Here is a 17,855-nt window from a genome sequence, read left to right on the forward strand (position 1 = left end):
GTCGTCTCGGATTTTGTGCCGTGCATCATCGAGTGCCGAAGGCACGGCATTTGATTAACCATGGACGCCAGTCCATGGTTGCGGGTTACCTCGTCTTTTAGCGGAACAGCGCAAGCGGGCTGTTGTTTTAGGCGTTTCGCAAAAATTAGTGAGCCGACAGCGCTAGCTGCGGGCCTCCAATGGGCACGTACTAGCCGTTAGGCCCGCGGCTAGTGCCGTCGGCTCACTAAAACAACAGCCCGCTTGCGGCGTTCCGCTAAATTTGAAATCCCGCAGTAATTCAATCGGCGTCCCTACCCAATTGCAGGCGTGCCTACGGCCCTAAGAACTCGCGTCGATTAAGACGCGATCATTGAACGCCAAATCGAGTAGACGACGATCAGTTCGACTTAGGCTTGGGCACGATCGCTTGGGCCGTTCGGTCGTCGACGATGAAGTGTCCGAGAGGACGCTGCGTCGCGGCATCACGGATCAGCCACACGACACCCGGACGCGTTTCTTGGCGTTTCCGCTCACCGACACCGATCACTCCAACTGGCTTCGCCTGTCCGTTCTTATCGACCAGACAGAGTTCAACGGTTGTTTCGCGTTGATTGCTAAAGAACACCGGGAATGAACCGCCGTCTGGAACCGATGGTGGAACGGCCGCTCCTGTGCTGGGATTCCAATGCAGCTTGGCGAGAGATTCGACGGAAGGCTCGACTCGTTCATGGAATTGTTGGGGCGAATGCTTTCTGAAATCGGCGAGCAGTTCGGCGGATGATGCTAGGCCGGCCAAGTTTGTCCACTCGTAGGGGTCGTTTGCGATGTCGTAGAGTTCCTCGCCACCTTCGGCGTAATGGATATATCGATGCGTCGTGCCGCTGACCGCGTAGGCTCCAGGCTTATTGAGATACGTCACACTGCGATGCGCCCAGCCCGCTCCGGTCGGGTCGGAGAGCACCGGCAAGAGACTCGGCCCATCGGCAACCGGATTTTCTGGCAAACCGCAAAGGTCGAGCAGCGTCGGATAGAGACTGAGCAGATTGACGGGGGCATTGCAAACCGTCCCGGCCATCGTTCCCTCGGGCAAGGCCGACGAGATACCAGCGGGAACTCGCACCATCAGTGGAACGCGGGTCACGCCACGCCACGGCGTGTACTTTTGCCAGTGTTCCTTTTCCCCTAATTGCCAACCGTGATCGGACCAGAGCACTACGATTGTGTTGTCTGCGTAAGCACTCGAGTCGAGAGCGTCGAGTACGCGGCCTAACATCGCGTCGGAAAAGTGAATCGACGCGAGGTATGCCTGCAAGCCATGTTTCCACTGGCCCTGTTTTTGGATGTGAGCAAAGTATCGATTCCGAGCTGCCCGTGCGCCTTCGGCAGGAACGTCATCCAAATCATTTTCCAGATACCCCGGTGGCAACTGAATGCTATCCAATGGGAACGGCTCGAAATACTTTTTCGGGACAAACCAAGGCTCGTGGGGCCGATAGAGACCGCACGCCAAAAAGAGTGGTTGTTCCTGTTTCTTGCTAAGCTGCTCGATGACGTAGTCGGCCACCAAATAGTCGCCACCGAACTCTTCGTCTGTGACATCGAGGGCTGCCCAATCGGTATCGACGTACTGCCACGGACCGCCTCGCGGAAGAGAAACGGGACGATTCGGCGGGTCAAACGATTTGGGCAATGGGTTCTCGGTCGCGGCGTCAGGATAGTACTCGTCCCACGATGCGGCTTCGATGAAGTAATGCAGCATCTTTCCCGAGCCAGCTGCACGATAACCATTGTTGCGAAAGTACTGAGGAATCAAGACCTCGTTCGGCATGATCTCACGCATCTGCTGTCGATTGTCGTACAATCCGCTGCTATTGGGAGCACGACCGGTGAAGATCGCTGATCGGCATGGGTTGCACGCCGGTGCCGGGCAGTGTGCATTGGTGAACAACATCCCGCTCGCGGCGAGTCGGTCCAAGTTTGGCGTGATCGTCTGAGGATTTCCCCCCAAGCAACCGATCCAGTCGTTCAAATCGTCCATCGCGATGAAAAGGATATTCGGACGAGGCGAATCTGCGATCGCGATGTTGCTCGACATCAACGCGATCACGATCGCGACGCTTATCTTCATTACGTTCCGATTCGTCATGGTGCCTGTCCTCTTCATCAATGTTTGGGGGTGCGAAGTAACACTCGATGCGAATCGCGGCGGAGAGATCCTAAGGAGCCAGAAGCTGACTTCAAATACCATCGGCGAACGAGGGGCCGACCTGTTCTTCAGATGATTCGGCAATTTTATCGAGTGCTTCGTCGATGAAACTATCATCGCGACGCAAGCGAGACTTGCCAATAGCCAGCGACCGTGTTGCGACCGATGACACCATTGGTTGCTTCCCAACGAAACATTGCCGCACATTGCCCCTACACGCATGCGGCGAACATGCGGAATCGATTACCTCAGCCGTTTTCGGCGCACACTATAGTGAGAGCTTCATCACGCCGCTGAGCGTCGTTATCAAAACTTCTGGGCTTCATCCGGCCCAGGCGTCGCGTAAGCGGGATCTTTCGCACGAATGTAGATCTCACCGTCCTCAAGCACTCGAACGTCAAGCGGCACGATCGTTACGCCCTGCTCGTTGATCGTTTGGGCATTATCACCGAGGTCACTTGTTTCGATACCCTCTCGAGGCAGCGGTGGAACGTTGGCGTTGAAGAACGCGCTGCACCACCATTTACCATCTTTGGTTTGAAACGGTGTGCCGTGGCCAAGAAACCGCCCGGCAAATTTGCGAGGCCCGTAGGGGCCGGTGATGTTGTCGGCGACGCAGTAATAAAGATTGTATGACCCTTTGCGTATTTGATCGGTCGACCAAGCCGTACCGAGATGCACATACTTGCGGCCGACCTTGATCATCGTCGCTCCTTCGTGACCGATATGAGTGATCGGCGATCCGTTCGGACCGGGACGAGTCCCCGATGGGTCAATGCGAACCGGTTCGGATGTGTAGTGAGTGAAGTCTTTGCTGAGCGGCGCGATCATCGTGTTCCGCCATAACAGATACACAGTACCGTCATCGTCGGTGAATAAGGATGGATCATGACGCTGACCGAGCTTGCTGCCCATCGGATGACTCCATGGCCGGGCCAGTTCGCTATCATTTGAAATCGCGAGACTGGCAACATTTTGCGGGCAATGCACCAACGCCCAGTACCCACTCATTTGGTCGACACCGGGAATCCGGTTGACTTCGGACAACTGTTCGACCTTCGGCATCCAGTGGATTTCGGGTGCCCAAATTCGACTCGGCGACTTACCGGCTTTCTTCGCCGACAGAGTGTCGTCGATTGAAAAAGGGACGCCCAACGATTCCCATTCAATCAAATCTTGACTGCGGTAAACCCGAACTTGGTTGCCGACAATACTTTGATCGCCGAGTCCGATGTTGTACGGATTTTCAACTTCGCGCGGATCGCCTTCGTTCGGCTGTATTCCGGTGAGGTAGTAGTAGCCATCGGGACCGAGCGTGATGTAGGGATGCCGAATCCAACCAGATTTGATGTAGAGGGCTCGATCGTGTGATTGCAAACTAGCACGAATCGTATCGGGATCCATGACTGGCCCCGGTTTCCGTGTGGTCTTCACTTCCACAAAAGCTGGTTTAGGAACCGGCTCCGCTGTCTCAGCTGATTTCGCGGCAGCAGAATCCGCCGCTGGTTGAAAGAGCTTGCGATGTAACTTGGCGAGTTCGTCTGCCGGGATTTTGATCACCTTACGGTCGTACGTCATCAGACCGTTGACCTCACCTTCCACGTCCGTCGTTTGCGTGTAAACGCCCGCCGCGATGCCTTGCCCCCGCAGCTCGTTGAGCATTTCGATGGACTTTACATAACGATCTTTGTATTCCGCTTCGGACTTGGGAAGATCACCGTAGCCCCAATTGCGCCGATTGGCATCCCACAGGTGCCCTGTCACGGGGTAACCGTGACCACCAAACTCGCCGATTACTTTGATGAAGTCATCAAACCGTCCGTTAGTGTTCAGTTCAAAAGGGAAACCGGGGTGCGGATACCGATGCTCGTCGACGATATCGCCGATGGGCCAGAAATTGCCGCCGCTGGCGATATTGACCAATCGACTCGGATCTCGTTTCACAGTCCACTGACCGACTTCCACCGTTTGATGCTGGCCCCACGCTTCATTGAACGGCACCCAGCAAACGATCGACGGATGGTTCTCGAGTTCATCGATCATCGATTCAAGCTCGGTCATGAATTGGTCGTGCTGTTCGGCGGGCCATGTCGCGTCCACAGGGTCAGTTTTTAGCCGAGTCCACGCCGGCCATCCCTGATTGCGTCCCCGTCCGCCGCTGACGTGATCTTGCCAAACCATCATTCCCAATCGATCGCAGTGATAGTAATAACGTCGTGGTTCAACTTTGATGTGCTTGCGAATCATGTTGAAGCCGGCCTTCTTGAGCCACTCAATGTCAAACAACATCGCTTCGTCGGATGGCGGCGTCAGCAAACCATCAGGCCACCAACCTTGGTCGAGCGGCCCCCAATGAAAGACGATGTCGCCGTTGAGCGTGAACCGCCAGTTTCCATCGGCGTCCTTGGTTTTGCCGACCGAGCGAATTCCGGCATACGATGTCACTCGGTCGAGCACGTTGTCACTGACATCGACAAGTGTTGCTTCGATGTCGTACAGATGCGGAGACGTGGGCGACCACAGCTTCGCGTCAGGGATCTTGAGTTCGATCAACTCGTTGGAACCGGTCGCTTCGGCGACAATCGTTTCGCCGTCTTTGATGATGACGTGAACACGTCCGCGTCCTTCAACAACCGGACGAATACGGATCGTACCTTCGCTCGCGTCGGTGGTGATTTTCAGGTCGACGAGATAGCTGTCGCTCACCTCTTCGAGCCAAACCGTCTGCCAGATCCCGGATACTTGTGTGTACCAGATGCCCCGCGCGTTCAGCGTTTGCTTTCCACGCAGTTGCCATTCCTCGGTTGCGTCTTCAACACGCACAACGAGTTCGTTCTCACCATCGTGGATCGCATCGGTGATATCGAAGAAAAATGGTGTATTGCCGCCTTGGTGTTTCCCGACGGACTTGCCGTTGACGAAGACTTCGCAGCGATAATCGACAGCTTCGAAATTCAATATTTGACGATTGGACTCAGGTCGGACCACCTGAAAACTTCGCCGATACCACAACGCTTCAGATGCATCAAGTAATCGCTGCACTCCGCCCAATTTTGATTCCAAGCAATACGGGACCAGGATCTTTCCTGCCCAGTCATTCGGGGTCGCCGTTTGCGAAATTGGTGTGATCGCGTAGTCCCACTGTCCGTTCAAGTTCTTCCAGTTGTCACGCTGTAACTGGGGACGTGGGTATTGCGACCAAGTGTTTTCCGCCGTGACCTTCTCACCCCACTGCGTGACCAGGTCCGACTGAAACGGCTTTAAGTTCCGCTCAGCCGGCGGCAGCGTCGGAATGTTCTCCGCGTCAATTAAATGGACATCAATGAACTGCCCACCCGAGGTTTGCCTGCAGTGCACGGCCAACACGTTCCGTCCCACTTTCAACGCAGAGCGTTTGTCCGGTGCAATGGCGATCGTCTGATAGTCCGTTAAAAAGCCTTTCAACGCGATAATCCGTTCGCCGTTGAGATACACCTCCGCGTCTTCATCATGATGAATCAGCAGAGCCGGAGAAGCTGGAACGGATCCAAGTTCGATCGTCTTTCGCAACCAAATACTATTGGTCGACCAGACGGTGCCCACCCGAGAATGAGGCGTTTGCACCGTTCCAAAACCGCCGTTGCCGATTTGCCACGAGCCCGCATCAAATTCCGGTGATTGCCAGCCGGCAGCGGGTTTCGTGAGCGTGTAACGCCATTGATCAGCAATCTCGACCGCGGAACTGACTCCACACGTGGAGGCGACGAAAAGAGTGCTAAGTGCCGCAAGGTAACGTGCGGCGTTCGAGAAAAACTTCGATTCGATGTGGCTTGTCATGGGGAGGAAGGGATAGTTGGTGGGATTGATGGTTGGTTCAGAAGGAAGGACGCTGGATTTCGCAATTTGCGGACGAAGTGGCGGTCTGCGATTTTCTTTTAGCGATAGGTAGCAGACTATCATCGATTGACAGTTCCATTCGGCCTTGGCTGGACAGCGTCACTTTCTGGCAGACGTATTTCAGTTTTCAACTTTCACATAGCGGAGCCTCTCCGAGGCTCCGGATGCGGGTAATACCCGCAATTCTCGTTCGCAGCGGACGTCGATTGCTTGAGTGCTCTTTATAGCGGAACGGCGCGAGCCGTCCGGTCCCGAGTCACCGGACGGCTCGCGCCGTTCCGCTACTTTTGAAATCCCGCATTAATTGAATCAATGTCCCGAGACCGCACTACGTAAAGCGTGGCGCTGTCAAGCTAGTCGTCATGAAGTGTTCGGTCGTTGTCCGTAGTAACGACGTCAGTTTCATTCACCGTATATTCGAGCACAGACCCACGCAATCGATTGGGAGCAGCGTAGTCGCCGGCGGCGGTACGATCATCGAACCCGACACTGAGCTGATCCATTGGTTCGACCGGAATCAAACCAGGTGACTTTGCAACGATGGGCTTTCCACCATTGACCGCGAGAGTGATTTCATCGCCGGTAATGATTGCATCGAGCGAGATCGTTCCGTGCACGGGGGAATCGAACGCGAGGCGGGTCACGCTACCATTGATCCGAACATCAAAGGCGGGGCGTCCTTCGATGAAGTGCAACGCGTAGCCATGCTGGTTTCCGCCCTGGGCGATCGCGACTCCGTTGGGATTCTCCGATTGCACGAGCACGCGGAGTCTTAACGGGCGATTCGAAACTTTGGGTGACTTTACATCGGACTGCTTATTCGCATCGTGAGCCGAACCCCGGGACTTTACGCCCGCCTGATTGGCGTCTGCTTTCTGGGTGACGCCGACACGTGTCGCCCACGTTTCCCACGCCGCGACCATGGTTTGCAGTCGCTCGGGTTCTTGCTCGGCCAGATCGACTGTCTCGCATCGATCATTGGCGAGATTGTAGAGTTCCCATTTCAAGTCGTGCGGCATTCGTTTGCTATAGACAATCTTCCAATCGCCAGCACGCAGCGCATGAGCGGCTTGATGGTCAAATCCGATGGACCGCTTTGGAAGACGCTCGCCCCGCAACACCGGCATCAAACTGCATCCCTCGGCCGGTGTGATTTCGATCCCATTAAATACGCTCGGATACTCCGCACCGGCCGCATCCATCAACGTCGGCAAGATATCCATCACGTGAACCGGCTGACGAATCCAATCGTCTCGGGTGCCAAACCCACGCGGCCAATGGACAATGAACGGGGTGCTGATGCCGCCTTCGTGCGTGAAGTGTTTGTACATCCGAAACGGAGTGTTTCCCAAGTTTGCCCATGCACTTCCGTAAGATTGATGCGTTCCACGTCCACCAATGTTGCGTAGATCCGTGTCGCTCGACAGCGTCGTGGTGCCTCGTCGTGATTTCCCGTCAAAGCCGAACGGTCCCCATTCGTAACAGGCACCGTTATCGCTCAAAAAAAGAATCAGCGTGTTGTCCAGATCACGGGTCGTCTTCAAATGCTCGACGATCTCTCCCACACCTCGGTCGACCGCTTCCACCATGGCAGCAAACACGGCCATCCGCCGGACGAGGTCATTGCGACGTGATTCATCGAGCGATTCCCAAGCCGGATTTTGTTGCCCTGAAAACCCGTTTGCGATGTCGTCGCGGTCAACGGGAACGATTTCACGCGGCGGCAGCGTCCAGCTTTTGCCATTGATCAAACCGTTCTGCTTCATCCGCTCGAAACGTTCCGCACGCAAGACATCCCAGCCTCGACGGTAGAGTTCCTCGTACGCATCGGCACGTTCCGCGGGAGCCTGGATGGGAAAGTGAGGCGATGAGTGACCGAGAAACAAGAGCCACGGACTTCCAGTCTTTTGCCCTTGGCGGATAAATTCCAACGCATAGCGGTTGAAGACGTCTGTTGCGTAAAATTGTTCCGCAGGCGGGTCGATTTCTTTGTCGCGGCCTTGGGGTAAACGGACGTAGTAGTCCGCATCATACTGATCGTGAGAATGAGCGTTGGTGTAACCGTAGAACTCGTCAAAGCCACGTTTGATCGGTCCTGTTTCGGGATGCATGTGCCACTTCCCGACGTAATAGCACCCGTAGCCTGCTGGTTTAAGCACTTCTGCGATCGTGACGCAGTCATCCCGCAACCGCCCTAGATACCCCGGCCCGCGATTTCGATCGGGTTTGTCCGTCGTGAAATCACCAATCCCGGCTTGCGTCGGATACAAACCTGTCATTAACGAAGCACGACTCGGGCAACAGCGGGCGGAGTTGTAGAGTTGGGTGAACTTCGCACCTCCACCGGCCAACGCGTCAATGTTCGGAGTTCGGATTTCGCCGCCGTAACATCCCAAGTCCGAATAGCCAAGATCATCCGCGAGCACCACGATGATATTCGGATTCTCGGCAGCCGTCGCGAACGTTGAAATCGCAAATGAAACCACCAGGATCTGAATCGCAACACAGGCTGATGGTAAACGACAGTGATTCATCATGATTCAACTTAAAAAGGACCAAATGCAAAAGCACTGCGGGTCAAACGGCAGATCACTTACGTCGGGAATTACCGACTCTTTAAGGCGACGCACTCTCGTCAACGAGCACCCGCAGATTATCTTGCCCCGCTCCGACGTTTAGGTTGAAGTACAGGCTTTTGCCATCGTCGCTCACACGCAGTGAGTCCGGAGGCAGGGTTCCGTCTTCGGTGGTGACATCTTCAAGATATCGAAATTTCAGTTGGTCATATTTGATTTCGGGAACCCCAAACAACAGGTCTGACTTTTTGAGTGCCATCTGCCCGACGACAACTCCGATGATGGGCTTCTGAAACGAGACGCTACCGCTAATTGTATGCCTGTTCCCTTCCCATCGTTCCTCGGGCAAGTAGACGAGCAAATAGCTGCTGATGGGTTTGCCGGGAGCCAACGTGATCCGGGCGTGTTTCGTCTCCGGATAGGACTCGGCCGGCCGAATCGCCGCGATGGAATTGTGGGCGTTAAGTCGATGATTGAGTTTTTCAGGAATCAGCAACAACTTCGAATCGTTTGCGAAACGATCCAAAGAACCGAGCGGACCAGGCGGAACGAAATCGATCAAGTTAGATGCCTCATTGATGCCAACGGTTAAAGGCCAGAGGTCTTCGTATTGCTTCCCCGAGAACGCGACCGCACGTCTTTCGCTGGCTCCCCACTCGATCGACTCGCCCTCTTTGACCATTTGAGACTCGGACGCGGTCGTACCTCGTGAACGTTCGACCGAGACACTCCCATCAAACACCGACAGATCCACATCGCCGTTCGCACCAGCCGTGATCCCAAACGCGTTGCCACGATCTCGCACGATGGTATCGCCGGCACGAACAACTAACGTGCTCGTTTCATTCGGCATCCGTGCGGCGAGCTTTCCGGCCTGCAATTCGATCTCATCGGGGCCGATTCCGGTAAACGACGCCGGCGCGGCTAAGGAAACGATCGCGCCGCTGTTCATCGACAAACGCACTGATCCCGATGACAATCGATAGTTGACACGAGAACTCAAACGACTGGACGCCAACGATGTTTCTGGCACCTCTCCGTCCCAAGTGACATGACTCGCGTATGTGATCGTTGCGAAGCCATCGGCGGGAGCCGCCACGCCACTCTTGTTCGATACAGGCCCTCCGGCGATCTGGTCAATCTCTGACAACTGCGACGGGGCGATGAATGCGATCGCGATGGATGCAGCAACAGCGACGGCCACTGCCAACAGCCAAACTCGTCGACGTGATCGAAGACGAGTCACCTCGCTTGCCGAAGTCGGTTGATGGTTATTCATCGAAAACGCTTCAGTGCGGAATTGTTCGCAGATCGCAGCACTGCGCAGTTGCACTTCCGCGAACAAGCGTCGGCGTTGGGCGTCGGCCAACAAATCGCTCTCGAACCGAGCTAACTCATCACCCGCCAAACCGCCATCTTGGTACGCTGCGACCATTTCAAGAAAGTCATCTAACTCGTTTTCAGTCATCCGTTGATCGCCTCTGCCTGCCGTTGAACGCACTCCCGCAACGCCTTGTGTATTCTCGCGATCGCTTGATACGCCGAGCCGACCTTGGCTCCGATGATTTCAGCGACCTCTTTTCCAGAGCGATTTTCGAAATAACGCATTTTGACAATTTCTCGGCTGCGTGGCGTCAACGACTCCAGGCACTTCGCCAACGCGTCGCTCCGCTCATCTCGCGGGGGCGTCGTTTCAGCTTCCCATTCTTTTTCGAGCATCTCCAACGCCTCTTCACTCAATCCGACGTACCGGCCTTCGCGAGCCCGAATGATGTCGATCGCCCGATTCCGGGCACTGACGCGAAACCATCTATGCAAATGCACGTCGGACTCGAAAAAGTCGGACATTCCGATCGCCTTCACGCAAACCTCCTGAAAGACGTCCTCGGCAAGGTGATAGTTTCTTGTCACGCACGAGATATACGCGGTCAAAGCGTGGCGATTCTCGAGGAGACGTTCAGTCGTTTGCGCGGTGGTCAGGGTGGTCATCACCTGCTCCATACGCTCCGCCCCGCCAGAGTCTCGACAGGAAATTACGTAATTTTCAGAGATCGACATGTAAATGAGGGGACCAAGTGAAATGAACCGCCAGGTTAGGCGGCATGGACAGCAGTGCTGGCAGCGCAACCCATTAGACCAAAGGCCAAGGGGCGGTGTTGCCGAAAGCGGCCGCTCCTACGCCTTGGCGGTCTTCGGCAATGGCAGCGAAGGAGCGTGGCCGAAAAAAGTTGATCCGGCGCGACCGATGCGTTAACGTCATCCCCTTCCAACATGCCCTCCCCACCGACGTTTCGCCGTTGAGGCGTGACATCCCCGAGATCCCAAATGATACGAATCGCCGCTGCGTTCACTGTTGCCCTACTGCTCAATTTGGCTTGTTTCCATCGCGTCGGCCGTAGCGAGTCAGGCGTTCGTCCGAATGTCGTTGTTGTGTTGACCGACGATCAGGGATGGGGTGACTTGAGTCTTCACGGCAATCCGAATCTCAACACACCCCATATCGATTCGCTCGCCCGAGACGGTGCCAACGTCAAGAACTTCTACGTCTGCGCGGTATGCTCACCCACCCGCGCCGAATTCCTGACCGGCCGCTACCACACCCGCATGGGAGTCTACAGCACCTCGCAAGGCGGCGAGCGTTTTGACCTCGCCGAACGCACCATCGGCGACGTGTTCAGCGAGGCCGGTTACCAAACTGCGGCGTATGGAAAATGGCACTCGGGGATGCAAGCCCCGTATCATCCCAACTCACGCGGCTTCGGCGATTTCTACGGTTTCTGCAGCGGTCACTGGGGCAACTACTTCTCGCCGATCTTAGAACACAACGGCCGGGTCGTTCACGGCAACGGATTTATCACCAACGACCTGACCGACCACGCGATCGATTTCATTCAAACGCATCGCGAATCACCATTCTTTGTTTACCTGCCGTTGAACACACCGCACGCGCCGATGCAAGTGCCCGATGAAGATTGGAAACCGTTCTCCGAAAAAGAGTTGGTTCCCGACCCAAGACCCGAGAACGCAAAACGTCAGAAAACGGATCACACACGAGCGGCGATGGCGCTTTGCGAAAACATCGACCGCAACGTCGGGCGAATCCTACAAACACTCGATTCACTGCAGCTCGCCGACAACACCATCGTCGCGTTTTTCTGCGACAACGGCCCCAACGGATATCGTTTCAACGGTGGGCTGCGAGGCGTGAAAGGTTCGGTTCACGAAGGCGGCCTGCGGTCTCCGTGCCTCATCCGTTGGCCTGGTCACATCCCCGCAGGCGCCGAAATCAGCTCGATCGCCGGTGCCATTGATTTGTTGCCAACGCTGACCGATTTAACCGGTGTTCCCGTCGGCCAGACCGCTGGGCCCCTCGACGGTATCTCATTGGCGGAACAGTTGACCGGCGCGGTGGATCAATCTTCACAGCCCGATCGGCTGCTCTATTCCGCTTGGCGAGCCAAGCTTTCCGTCCGCTCACAACAATTCCGCTGCCACCTCAACGGAACGCTCTATGACATTGAAAACGACCGCGGCGAACTCGACGACGTTTCGAAACAACACGCCGACATCGCAAAACAATTACATAGCCAGCTTATCAAATGGCGAGACGAAACCAACGCCGGCAAAGCGGGCGAATCTGGCGAACCAATCTTCGCGGTCGGACATCTCGACGCGGAATGGACACAATTGCCTGTTCGAGACGCGACAGCGACTGGCGAGATTCGCCGCAGCAGCAAGCATCCCAACAGTACGTACTTTTTCAACTGGGTGAAATCGGACGACACCATTGATTGGAACGTCGACGTGATCTCCGAAGGAACGTTTGACGTGCAGTTGTGGTATGGAAGCGATGAATCCGCCGTTGGCACCGACTTGGAGCTGGCATTTGTCTCCGACGGAAACGTGATCGGCACACCCACGACTGCGAAGGTAAAGAAGTCCACACCCGCTGGTTTTGTTGCCGATCAGTACGACCGGGCACCACGGACCGAGGGCTACGAAAAAGATTGGAAACCGATGTCACTTGGCCGTATCCGGTTACCCGAAGCAACCGGCACGATCAGATTGCGAGCCCCCAATATCCAAGGCGACTCCGGCGTCGAAGTCAGACTGATCGTGTTGAGACGGGTCAATTAGCTGGACGGCGTCACCGTTCACGTAACTCGGTCTCTCGGGACGCCGATTTAATTACGGCGGGATTTCAAATTTAGCGGCAGGGGCGCGAGCCCTCCGGTTCAGGCAACCCACAAGTTCAGGCTAGACGAAGCACTACCCGACCATCTGTTTTCACTGAAACGCAAACAGCGTCACGCGTCGCTGGAGAGATCCAAACCGCCGCCCTGCGGTCGTGGCATGTTGCCCACGCGTCCGTATCCGGCGGCGGCGCGGCGGGCTCCTTCGCCACGTGCTAGCGTCTCGCCGAGTTCGTCGCGGTTGGCGGTCAACGCTTCCTGACACTTCGCTTCGCGAGCGAGCAACTGCTGGTGCATCGTGTTGCACGCGGCATTGAGTTCGCGATGGGCATCGGACACCTGAGGCTTCGTCGCAAAGCCGTCATAGTCTTCTTTGAGCTGGTTCGAAAGCTTGACGAACTGTTCGATCAGACGCTGCTTCACCCCGAGCAACCGCATCAATTCGTTCATGTGCCCCTCCTCGATCGACGCTTCCTGCTGCGTCGTCAAGTCGAGCAACTGCGTCAATTGCTGGTGTCGAGTCTCGATCGTTTGCTCTAACTCTGCAATTGTTGGCATCGGGAAAACTCGTCGGACGTATGGATTCGCGGTAAGGGTGCTCAACGAAGGATACCCTTTGCGAGCCTGCAACCTCAATACGCTTCGGGTTGTTTCCAGAAAACAAGCATCGTACGGGCGAGAATCCGCAGGTCCAACAGCAAGGACCACGTGCGGATGTATTGGTGATCGTATTCGACGCGTTTTTGCATTTTGTCGAGGGTTTCGGTCTCACCGCGACACCCACTGACTTGGGCCAACCCGGTGATGCCTGGTTTGACTTTGTGCCGCATCATGTACCCTCGGATCAGACCGCGGTATTGCTCATTGTGGGCACTCGCGTGCGGACGCGGCCCGACGAGACTCATCGTGCCTTCGATTACATTGAACAGTTGGGGCAATTCGTCCAAGCTCGTCCGACGCAAGATAGCACCGACTCGAGTGATCCGTGGATCGTTAGCGGTCGCTTGTTTCACGACCGGACCGTCGTCGCAAACACGCATCGAGCGGAATTTCCAGACGCGAATTTCCTGTCCATCGAGCCCATAACGTCGCTGGCGAAAGAACACCGGTCCTGGCGAACTGAGCTTCACCGCCAACGCGATCATGCACAATGGAATCGAAATCACGATCAAACCGGAAATCGCCAGAGTTAAATCGGCAACCCGTTTGACCGCTCCATCAATTCCGAACAACGGGTTTTCAAAAACACTCACCGCCGGCAAACCACCAACTTGGGTCCAGCGAGAGTGCATCAGTTCAAAGACAAAGAAATCAGGAACGATGTAAACCGATGCTGTGGAATCGCTGAGTTCATCGAGCAGCGATCGGATGCGTTTTTCCGCTCGCATCGGCAGGGTGATCAGCACCGTTTCGACGTCGCCGGTTCTCGCGGCCTCGACGAGATCCGCCAAATTGCCACGCAGCAACTGATCCGCAGTTTCGTCGTTGCCAATCGAGTCCGCATCGTCGTCCAAATCCGCGATCAAACGTTCGGAGTTGCGGTCATCATAAAATCCAGCAAACTGCAAACCGAGCGAGGGTTCGCGTTCGACGTTCAATCTCGTTTGATGGCCGAGCTGATTCCATCCGGCGATGGCGACTCGGCGGGATCCGATTCCTCGCCGCAGCAAGCCAACCTGCAGGATCCGCAAACACATTCGCGTTAGACCGATCAACGCCGGGCTGGTCAGAATCCAAGCGAACATCACACTCCGCGCGAACTGTTCTCCGTAGCGGGTCGCGAACGCGGTCACCGCCAGCACACAGACGGTCATCGCCCACGTCGTCATGATGCTGATGATTTCGCCGTCAACGGTGATCTGGCGATCGGGACGTTGGAGCCCCGTGAGTTTGCTGCTTAGAAAGAACGCGATGATCGCGAGCAAGCCCATCGCCCACGCTGCTTCATCGACGTAACCGCGGGCAAATATTTTCACCACGATCAGCGACGCCATGATCGACGCAGCATCTAGAAGCGGTTGCAAGAATTCGAACCAGTGACGCTCTCCGAGGATCGAAGCGGACGGACGCGGGCCGCCCGATTGAACGAGCGTTGAGGTGACCGAAGGAGTCGAAGGCATAAGGAGCAGAAGCAATGCGAGCGTGAAAACGTTACAGACTGCTGAAGCCTAGGTCGCAAAACCCCCCGTCCAATCCATTCCCAAATCGAGCGAGGTGGCTTGGTGCGTCAAAGCTCCGCTGCTGATTCGGTCCACACCGGTCGCAGCGACCTTAGCGATGGTATCGATATTGATGTTTCCCGATGCTTCGAGCTCCACCGACACCCCCGCGTCATCTCGGGCCGCCACCGCGGTGCGTAAATCGTCTAATGAAAAGTTGTCCAGCAAGATGATATCAATGCCTGTCCGCAACACCTCCTCGAACTGATCCAGGCCGTCGACCTCGATTTCAACGATCGACGGAGCGACCAGTTGGTTCATCAATCCGCCCCGCATCGCCACCGCTCGCCGAGCCGCTTCCGCCGCTGACAAACGATCCGCCGCGCCCTCGCGGTTCGAACTTTTGTCGGCCGTGTTTTCGCCACCCGCTTGAGCCGAACGTCCCAGCGCGAGGTGATTGTCCTTGATCAAGAACCCATCGAACAATCCCGTCCGATGATTGTGCCCGCCGCCACAGCGGACCGCGTACTTTTCCAATCGCCGCATCCCCGGAGTTGTCTTCCGCGTGTCATACAGCCTCGCGGATGTACCTTCGATCAGGTCAACGTACCGCCGCGTCATCGTGGCGATGCCGCATAGCCTTGAGAGCAGATTCAAAGTCACGCGTTCGGACGTCAAGAGATCGCGAGCGGATCCGGACAGCCGCACCAGAGGCGTTCCAGGAGAAAACGTTTCGCTCTCTCCGACGAGCACTTCGACGTCCAAATCGGCATCAAATTCGTCGATAATCCACGGCACCAACGCGACTCCCGCGGCAATTCCGTGAGCACGTGAAACAATTTGACAGGCCCCCCGACGTTCCGCGTCAATCATCGCCACCGTCGTCCAGTCCACCGCCACATCGAGGTCCTCAGCGATTGCCAGTCGCACGAGTTGCCGGAGATCGTTTTCGAGCAAATCGTTCATTTCCACGGGTGTGTAGTCGTGGCGAACGTCAGCGAGAGTGCTTTTTTCGGGTTGGTTTTCGGCGTTCAACGTCTATCTTTCGTTGGGAGAGAGAGATTTGGTAATAATGTAGCAGGCCCGCTGCGGTCTTCCTGCTACCCGTGCGTTTGGACGTGACATGATAGGCGAATACAAAATTGGTCGAACCACTCGTCGCTGTAGCGTCAGTAACCGACCTCTCGAGCCAGGCGAATACTACTATTCCGTTGTCACCGAAGGCGACGAAGAATTCCATCGCGTCGACATCGCCGCCGACGCTTGGACCGGACCGCCAGAGGGATGCATCGGACATTGGAAAAACCGCGTGCCGTTGCCCGAAGAAAAGAAACGCGGACTCGCTCCTCCCGAAGTTCTGATCGAGTTACTCCGGTCGATGGCCGACCAGCCCGCTCAAGCGAAGATGCGTTACCTTTTGGCCCTCACGCTGCTGCGCAAACGCAGTCTCAAACCCTACGAATCCTCGTCGTTGATCCAAAGCGAAACGAATGACGACGCGGTCGAACCGGACGCTGCCGCATCAGAGGCGATCGAGCCTTCGGACGGGGATGAACTCGAAACGGCGGGAGACCTCGAAAACGCCCCCGTTGCGGCGAAAGCCCCCTCCCCTAAGGACCTCCTTCGACTCGAATCCACCATCGATGGCTCGATTCTCACGATCGAGGTATGTGACATTGCCGCGGGCGAAGCAGAAAGTCTACAAGAGCAACTCGTCGAATTGATGTATCACGAAGTGGAATAGAACATAAGCAGTGGCATGGGAGCCCGTTTTCGCTATGCATGACGCACGCAACAGCATGATCGTCGCGCTGGGATTGATTCTCTGCGCCGGCTGTGCGCGGACCGTCACGGTCTCCAACACGCCACCACCGCCCGTCGTATTTCAAGAAATTCCCGACATTCAGGCACTCGCCGCCGCGATCAACCGCTCCGACGCGATCCGCGAACTATCAACCAATTCGGCGTCCGTGGACGTGCTCAGCATGTCCGCCGTGCCAAAACTCTCGGCGACGATGCACCTGCAACGCGACCGCAATTTCCGCCTTAAGGCGAGCGTGCCGATCATCATGGGCAGCGGCATCGATCTGGGCAGCAACGCAAATGAGTTCTGGTTCGAAGTCCCCGAAGGCATGACCCAGACGCTTTATCACGCCACTCACGAACAATATTCACGAAATCTCGACCGCGCGATCTTGCCGGTCGATCCGAGCTGGTTGATGGAAGCGATCGGTCTGGCCCGCCTCGATCCCAATACGGTCATCTCCGGCCCGGTCACTCGCACCGACGGTCTCATCGAAGTCCGGACGGCGGTTCCGAGTGCGGCGGGAACGTATCAACGCGTTTGCTTTATCGAGCCCTCAGCGGGATACATCACACACCTGTTTTTGTATTCACCGGACCAACGTCTCGTCGCCAAGAGTTTTGCTAGCGAACACGAATACTTCAGCGAAGTGAACACGGTCCTGCCGCATCAAGTCAAAATCGAACTGTTTCCTTCGACCGGACCTCCGTTGGCGATGCAACTCAGCGTCGCGACGTACAGCATCAATCAATTGCTGTCCGGCGATCCGCAACTTTTTGCCATGCCGGCAACGAGAAACCGTGTCGACCTCATGCAGCTCGCCGGCGCTCCCGCCGCAGCTGGGATGGGCGTCTCAAGTTATCCAACCGCCGGCACGTCCGCTTGGGCGAGCCCCGTCACCACGACCGCAGGCACTCCGACGGACTACACCGCCTCGGTTCCCACCGGACCGCCGCTGCGGGGCATTCGCTACGAATAAACGATCGCGGTCATTTCAATAGCGTGGCGGATTTCACCAGAAATGCATCGCGCAGGCGATTGTCGCGTTCCAAATTGACC

General features: G+C 56.1%; 12 protein-coding genes. 3 read left to right on the forward strand and 9 right to left on the reverse strand.

Annotation, left to right across the window (positions count from 1 at the left end; all coding sequences use genetic code 11):
* Positions 1 to 379 precede the first annotated feature (379 nt).
* From NB063_RS14205 to NB063_RS14235, 6 genes are all read right to left on the reverse strand, one after another.
* Positions 380 to 2,128 carry a sulfatase-like hydrolase/transferase gene (locus tag NB063_RS14205; RefSeq protein WP_250929400.1) on the reverse strand — a complete coding sequence of 583 codons (1,749 nt, stop codon included), beginning with the start codon at positions 2,126 to 2,128 and terminating at the stop codon, positions 380 to 382.
* 91 nt (positions 2,129 to 2,219) lie between these two features.
* Positions 2,220 to 2,363: a hypothetical protein gene (locus tag NB063_RS14210; RefSeq protein ID WP_250929401.1), complete on the reverse strand. Its 144-nt coding sequence runs from the start codon at positions 2,361 to 2,363 to the stop codon at positions 2,220 to 2,222.
* A 131-nt stretch (positions 2,364 to 2,494) separates the two neighbouring features.
* The gene (locus NB063_RS14220) at positions 2,495 to 6,004 is read right to left on the reverse strand and encodes a family 43 glycosylhydrolase (protein ID WP_322975203.1); all 3,510 of its coding nucleotides are present in this window, start codon (positions 6,002 to 6,004) and stop codon (positions 2,495 to 2,497) included.
* Between the two features lie 413 nt (positions 6,005 to 6,417).
* Positions 6,418 to 8,598, reverse strand: coding sequence for an arylsulfatase (locus tag NB063_RS14225; protein WP_250929402.1), 2,181 nt, complete (start codon positions 8,596 to 8,598; stop codon positions 6,418 to 6,420).
* Positions 8,599 to 8,680: 82 nt separating this feature from the next.
* A complete protein-coding gene (locus NB063_RS14230) occupies positions 8,681 to 10,108 on the reverse strand; it encodes a hypothetical protein (RefSeq protein WP_250929403.1) in 1,428 nt (475 codons plus the stop codon).
* Complete coding sequence (locus NB063_RS14235; protein ID WP_250929404.1) at positions 10,105 to 10,629, reverse strand: RNA polymerase sigma factor; 525 nt, start codon at positions 10,627 to 10,629, stop codon at positions 10,105 to 10,107. Before NB063_RS14235 ends, NB063_RS14230 begins: the two co-directional genes overlap by 4 nt.
* Before the next feature lie 336 nt (positions 10,630 to 10,965).
* Here NB063_RS14235 and NB063_RS14240 point away from each other — a divergent pair, with 336 nt between their 5' ends.
* Positions 10,966 to 12,777: an arylsulfatase gene (locus NB063_RS14240; protein ID WP_250929405.1), complete on the forward strand. Its 1,812-nt coding sequence runs from the start codon at positions 10,966 to 10,968 to the stop codon at positions 12,775 to 12,777.
* A 170-nt stretch (positions 12,778 to 12,947) separates the two neighbouring features.
* Here NB063_RS14240 and flgN read toward each other — a convergent pair whose 3' ends face one another.
* From flgN to NB063_RS14255, 3 genes are all read right to left on the reverse strand, one after another.
* The gene (flgN, locus tag NB063_RS14245) at positions 12,948 to 13,391 is read right to left on the reverse strand and encodes a flagellar export chaperone FlgN (protein WP_250929406.1); all 444 of its coding nucleotides are present in this window, start codon (positions 13,389 to 13,391) and stop codon (positions 12,948 to 12,950) included.
* A 74-nt stretch (positions 13,392 to 13,465) separates the two neighbouring features.
* Positions 13,466 to 14,953, reverse strand: a complete 1,488-nt coding sequence (locus NB063_RS14250; RefSeq protein ID WP_250929407.1) for an undecaprenyl-phosphate glucose phosphotransferase — start codon at positions 14,951 to 14,953, stop codon at positions 13,466 to 13,468.
* Positions 14,954 to 15,001: 48 nt separating this feature from the next.
* Positions 15,002 to 15,958, reverse strand: coding sequence for a nicotinate-nucleotide diphosphorylase (locus NB063_RS14255; RefSeq protein ID WP_250929444.1), 957 nt, complete (start codon positions 15,956 to 15,958; stop codon positions 15,002 to 15,004).
* Between the two features lie 157 nt (positions 15,959 to 16,115).
* On the opposite strand from NB063_RS14255, the gene NB063_RS14260 reads away from it, so the two are divergent.
* Together NB063_RS14260 and NB063_RS14265 are read left to right on the forward strand one after the other, a co-directional pair.
* The gene (locus NB063_RS14260; RefSeq protein WP_250929408.1) at positions 16,116 to 16,736 is read left to right on the forward strand and encodes a hypothetical protein; all 621 of its coding nucleotides are present in this window, start codon (positions 16,116 to 16,118) and stop codon (positions 16,734 to 16,736) included.
* Positions 16,737 to 16,770: 34 nt separating this feature from the next.
* Positions 16,771 to 17,775 (forward strand): hypothetical protein, encoded by a 1,005-nt coding sequence (locus NB063_RS14265; protein WP_250929409.1) that lies wholly within the window; start codon positions 16,771 to 16,773, stop codon positions 17,773 to 17,775.
* Positions 17,776 to 17,855 lie beyond the last annotated feature (80 nt).

It is taken from the genome of Aporhodopirellula aestuarii (genome assembly GCF_023701485.1).
GTDB classification, from domain to species: Bacteria; Planctomycetota; Planctomycetia; order Pirellulales; family Pirellulaceae; genus Rhodopirellula; species Rhodopirellula aestuarii.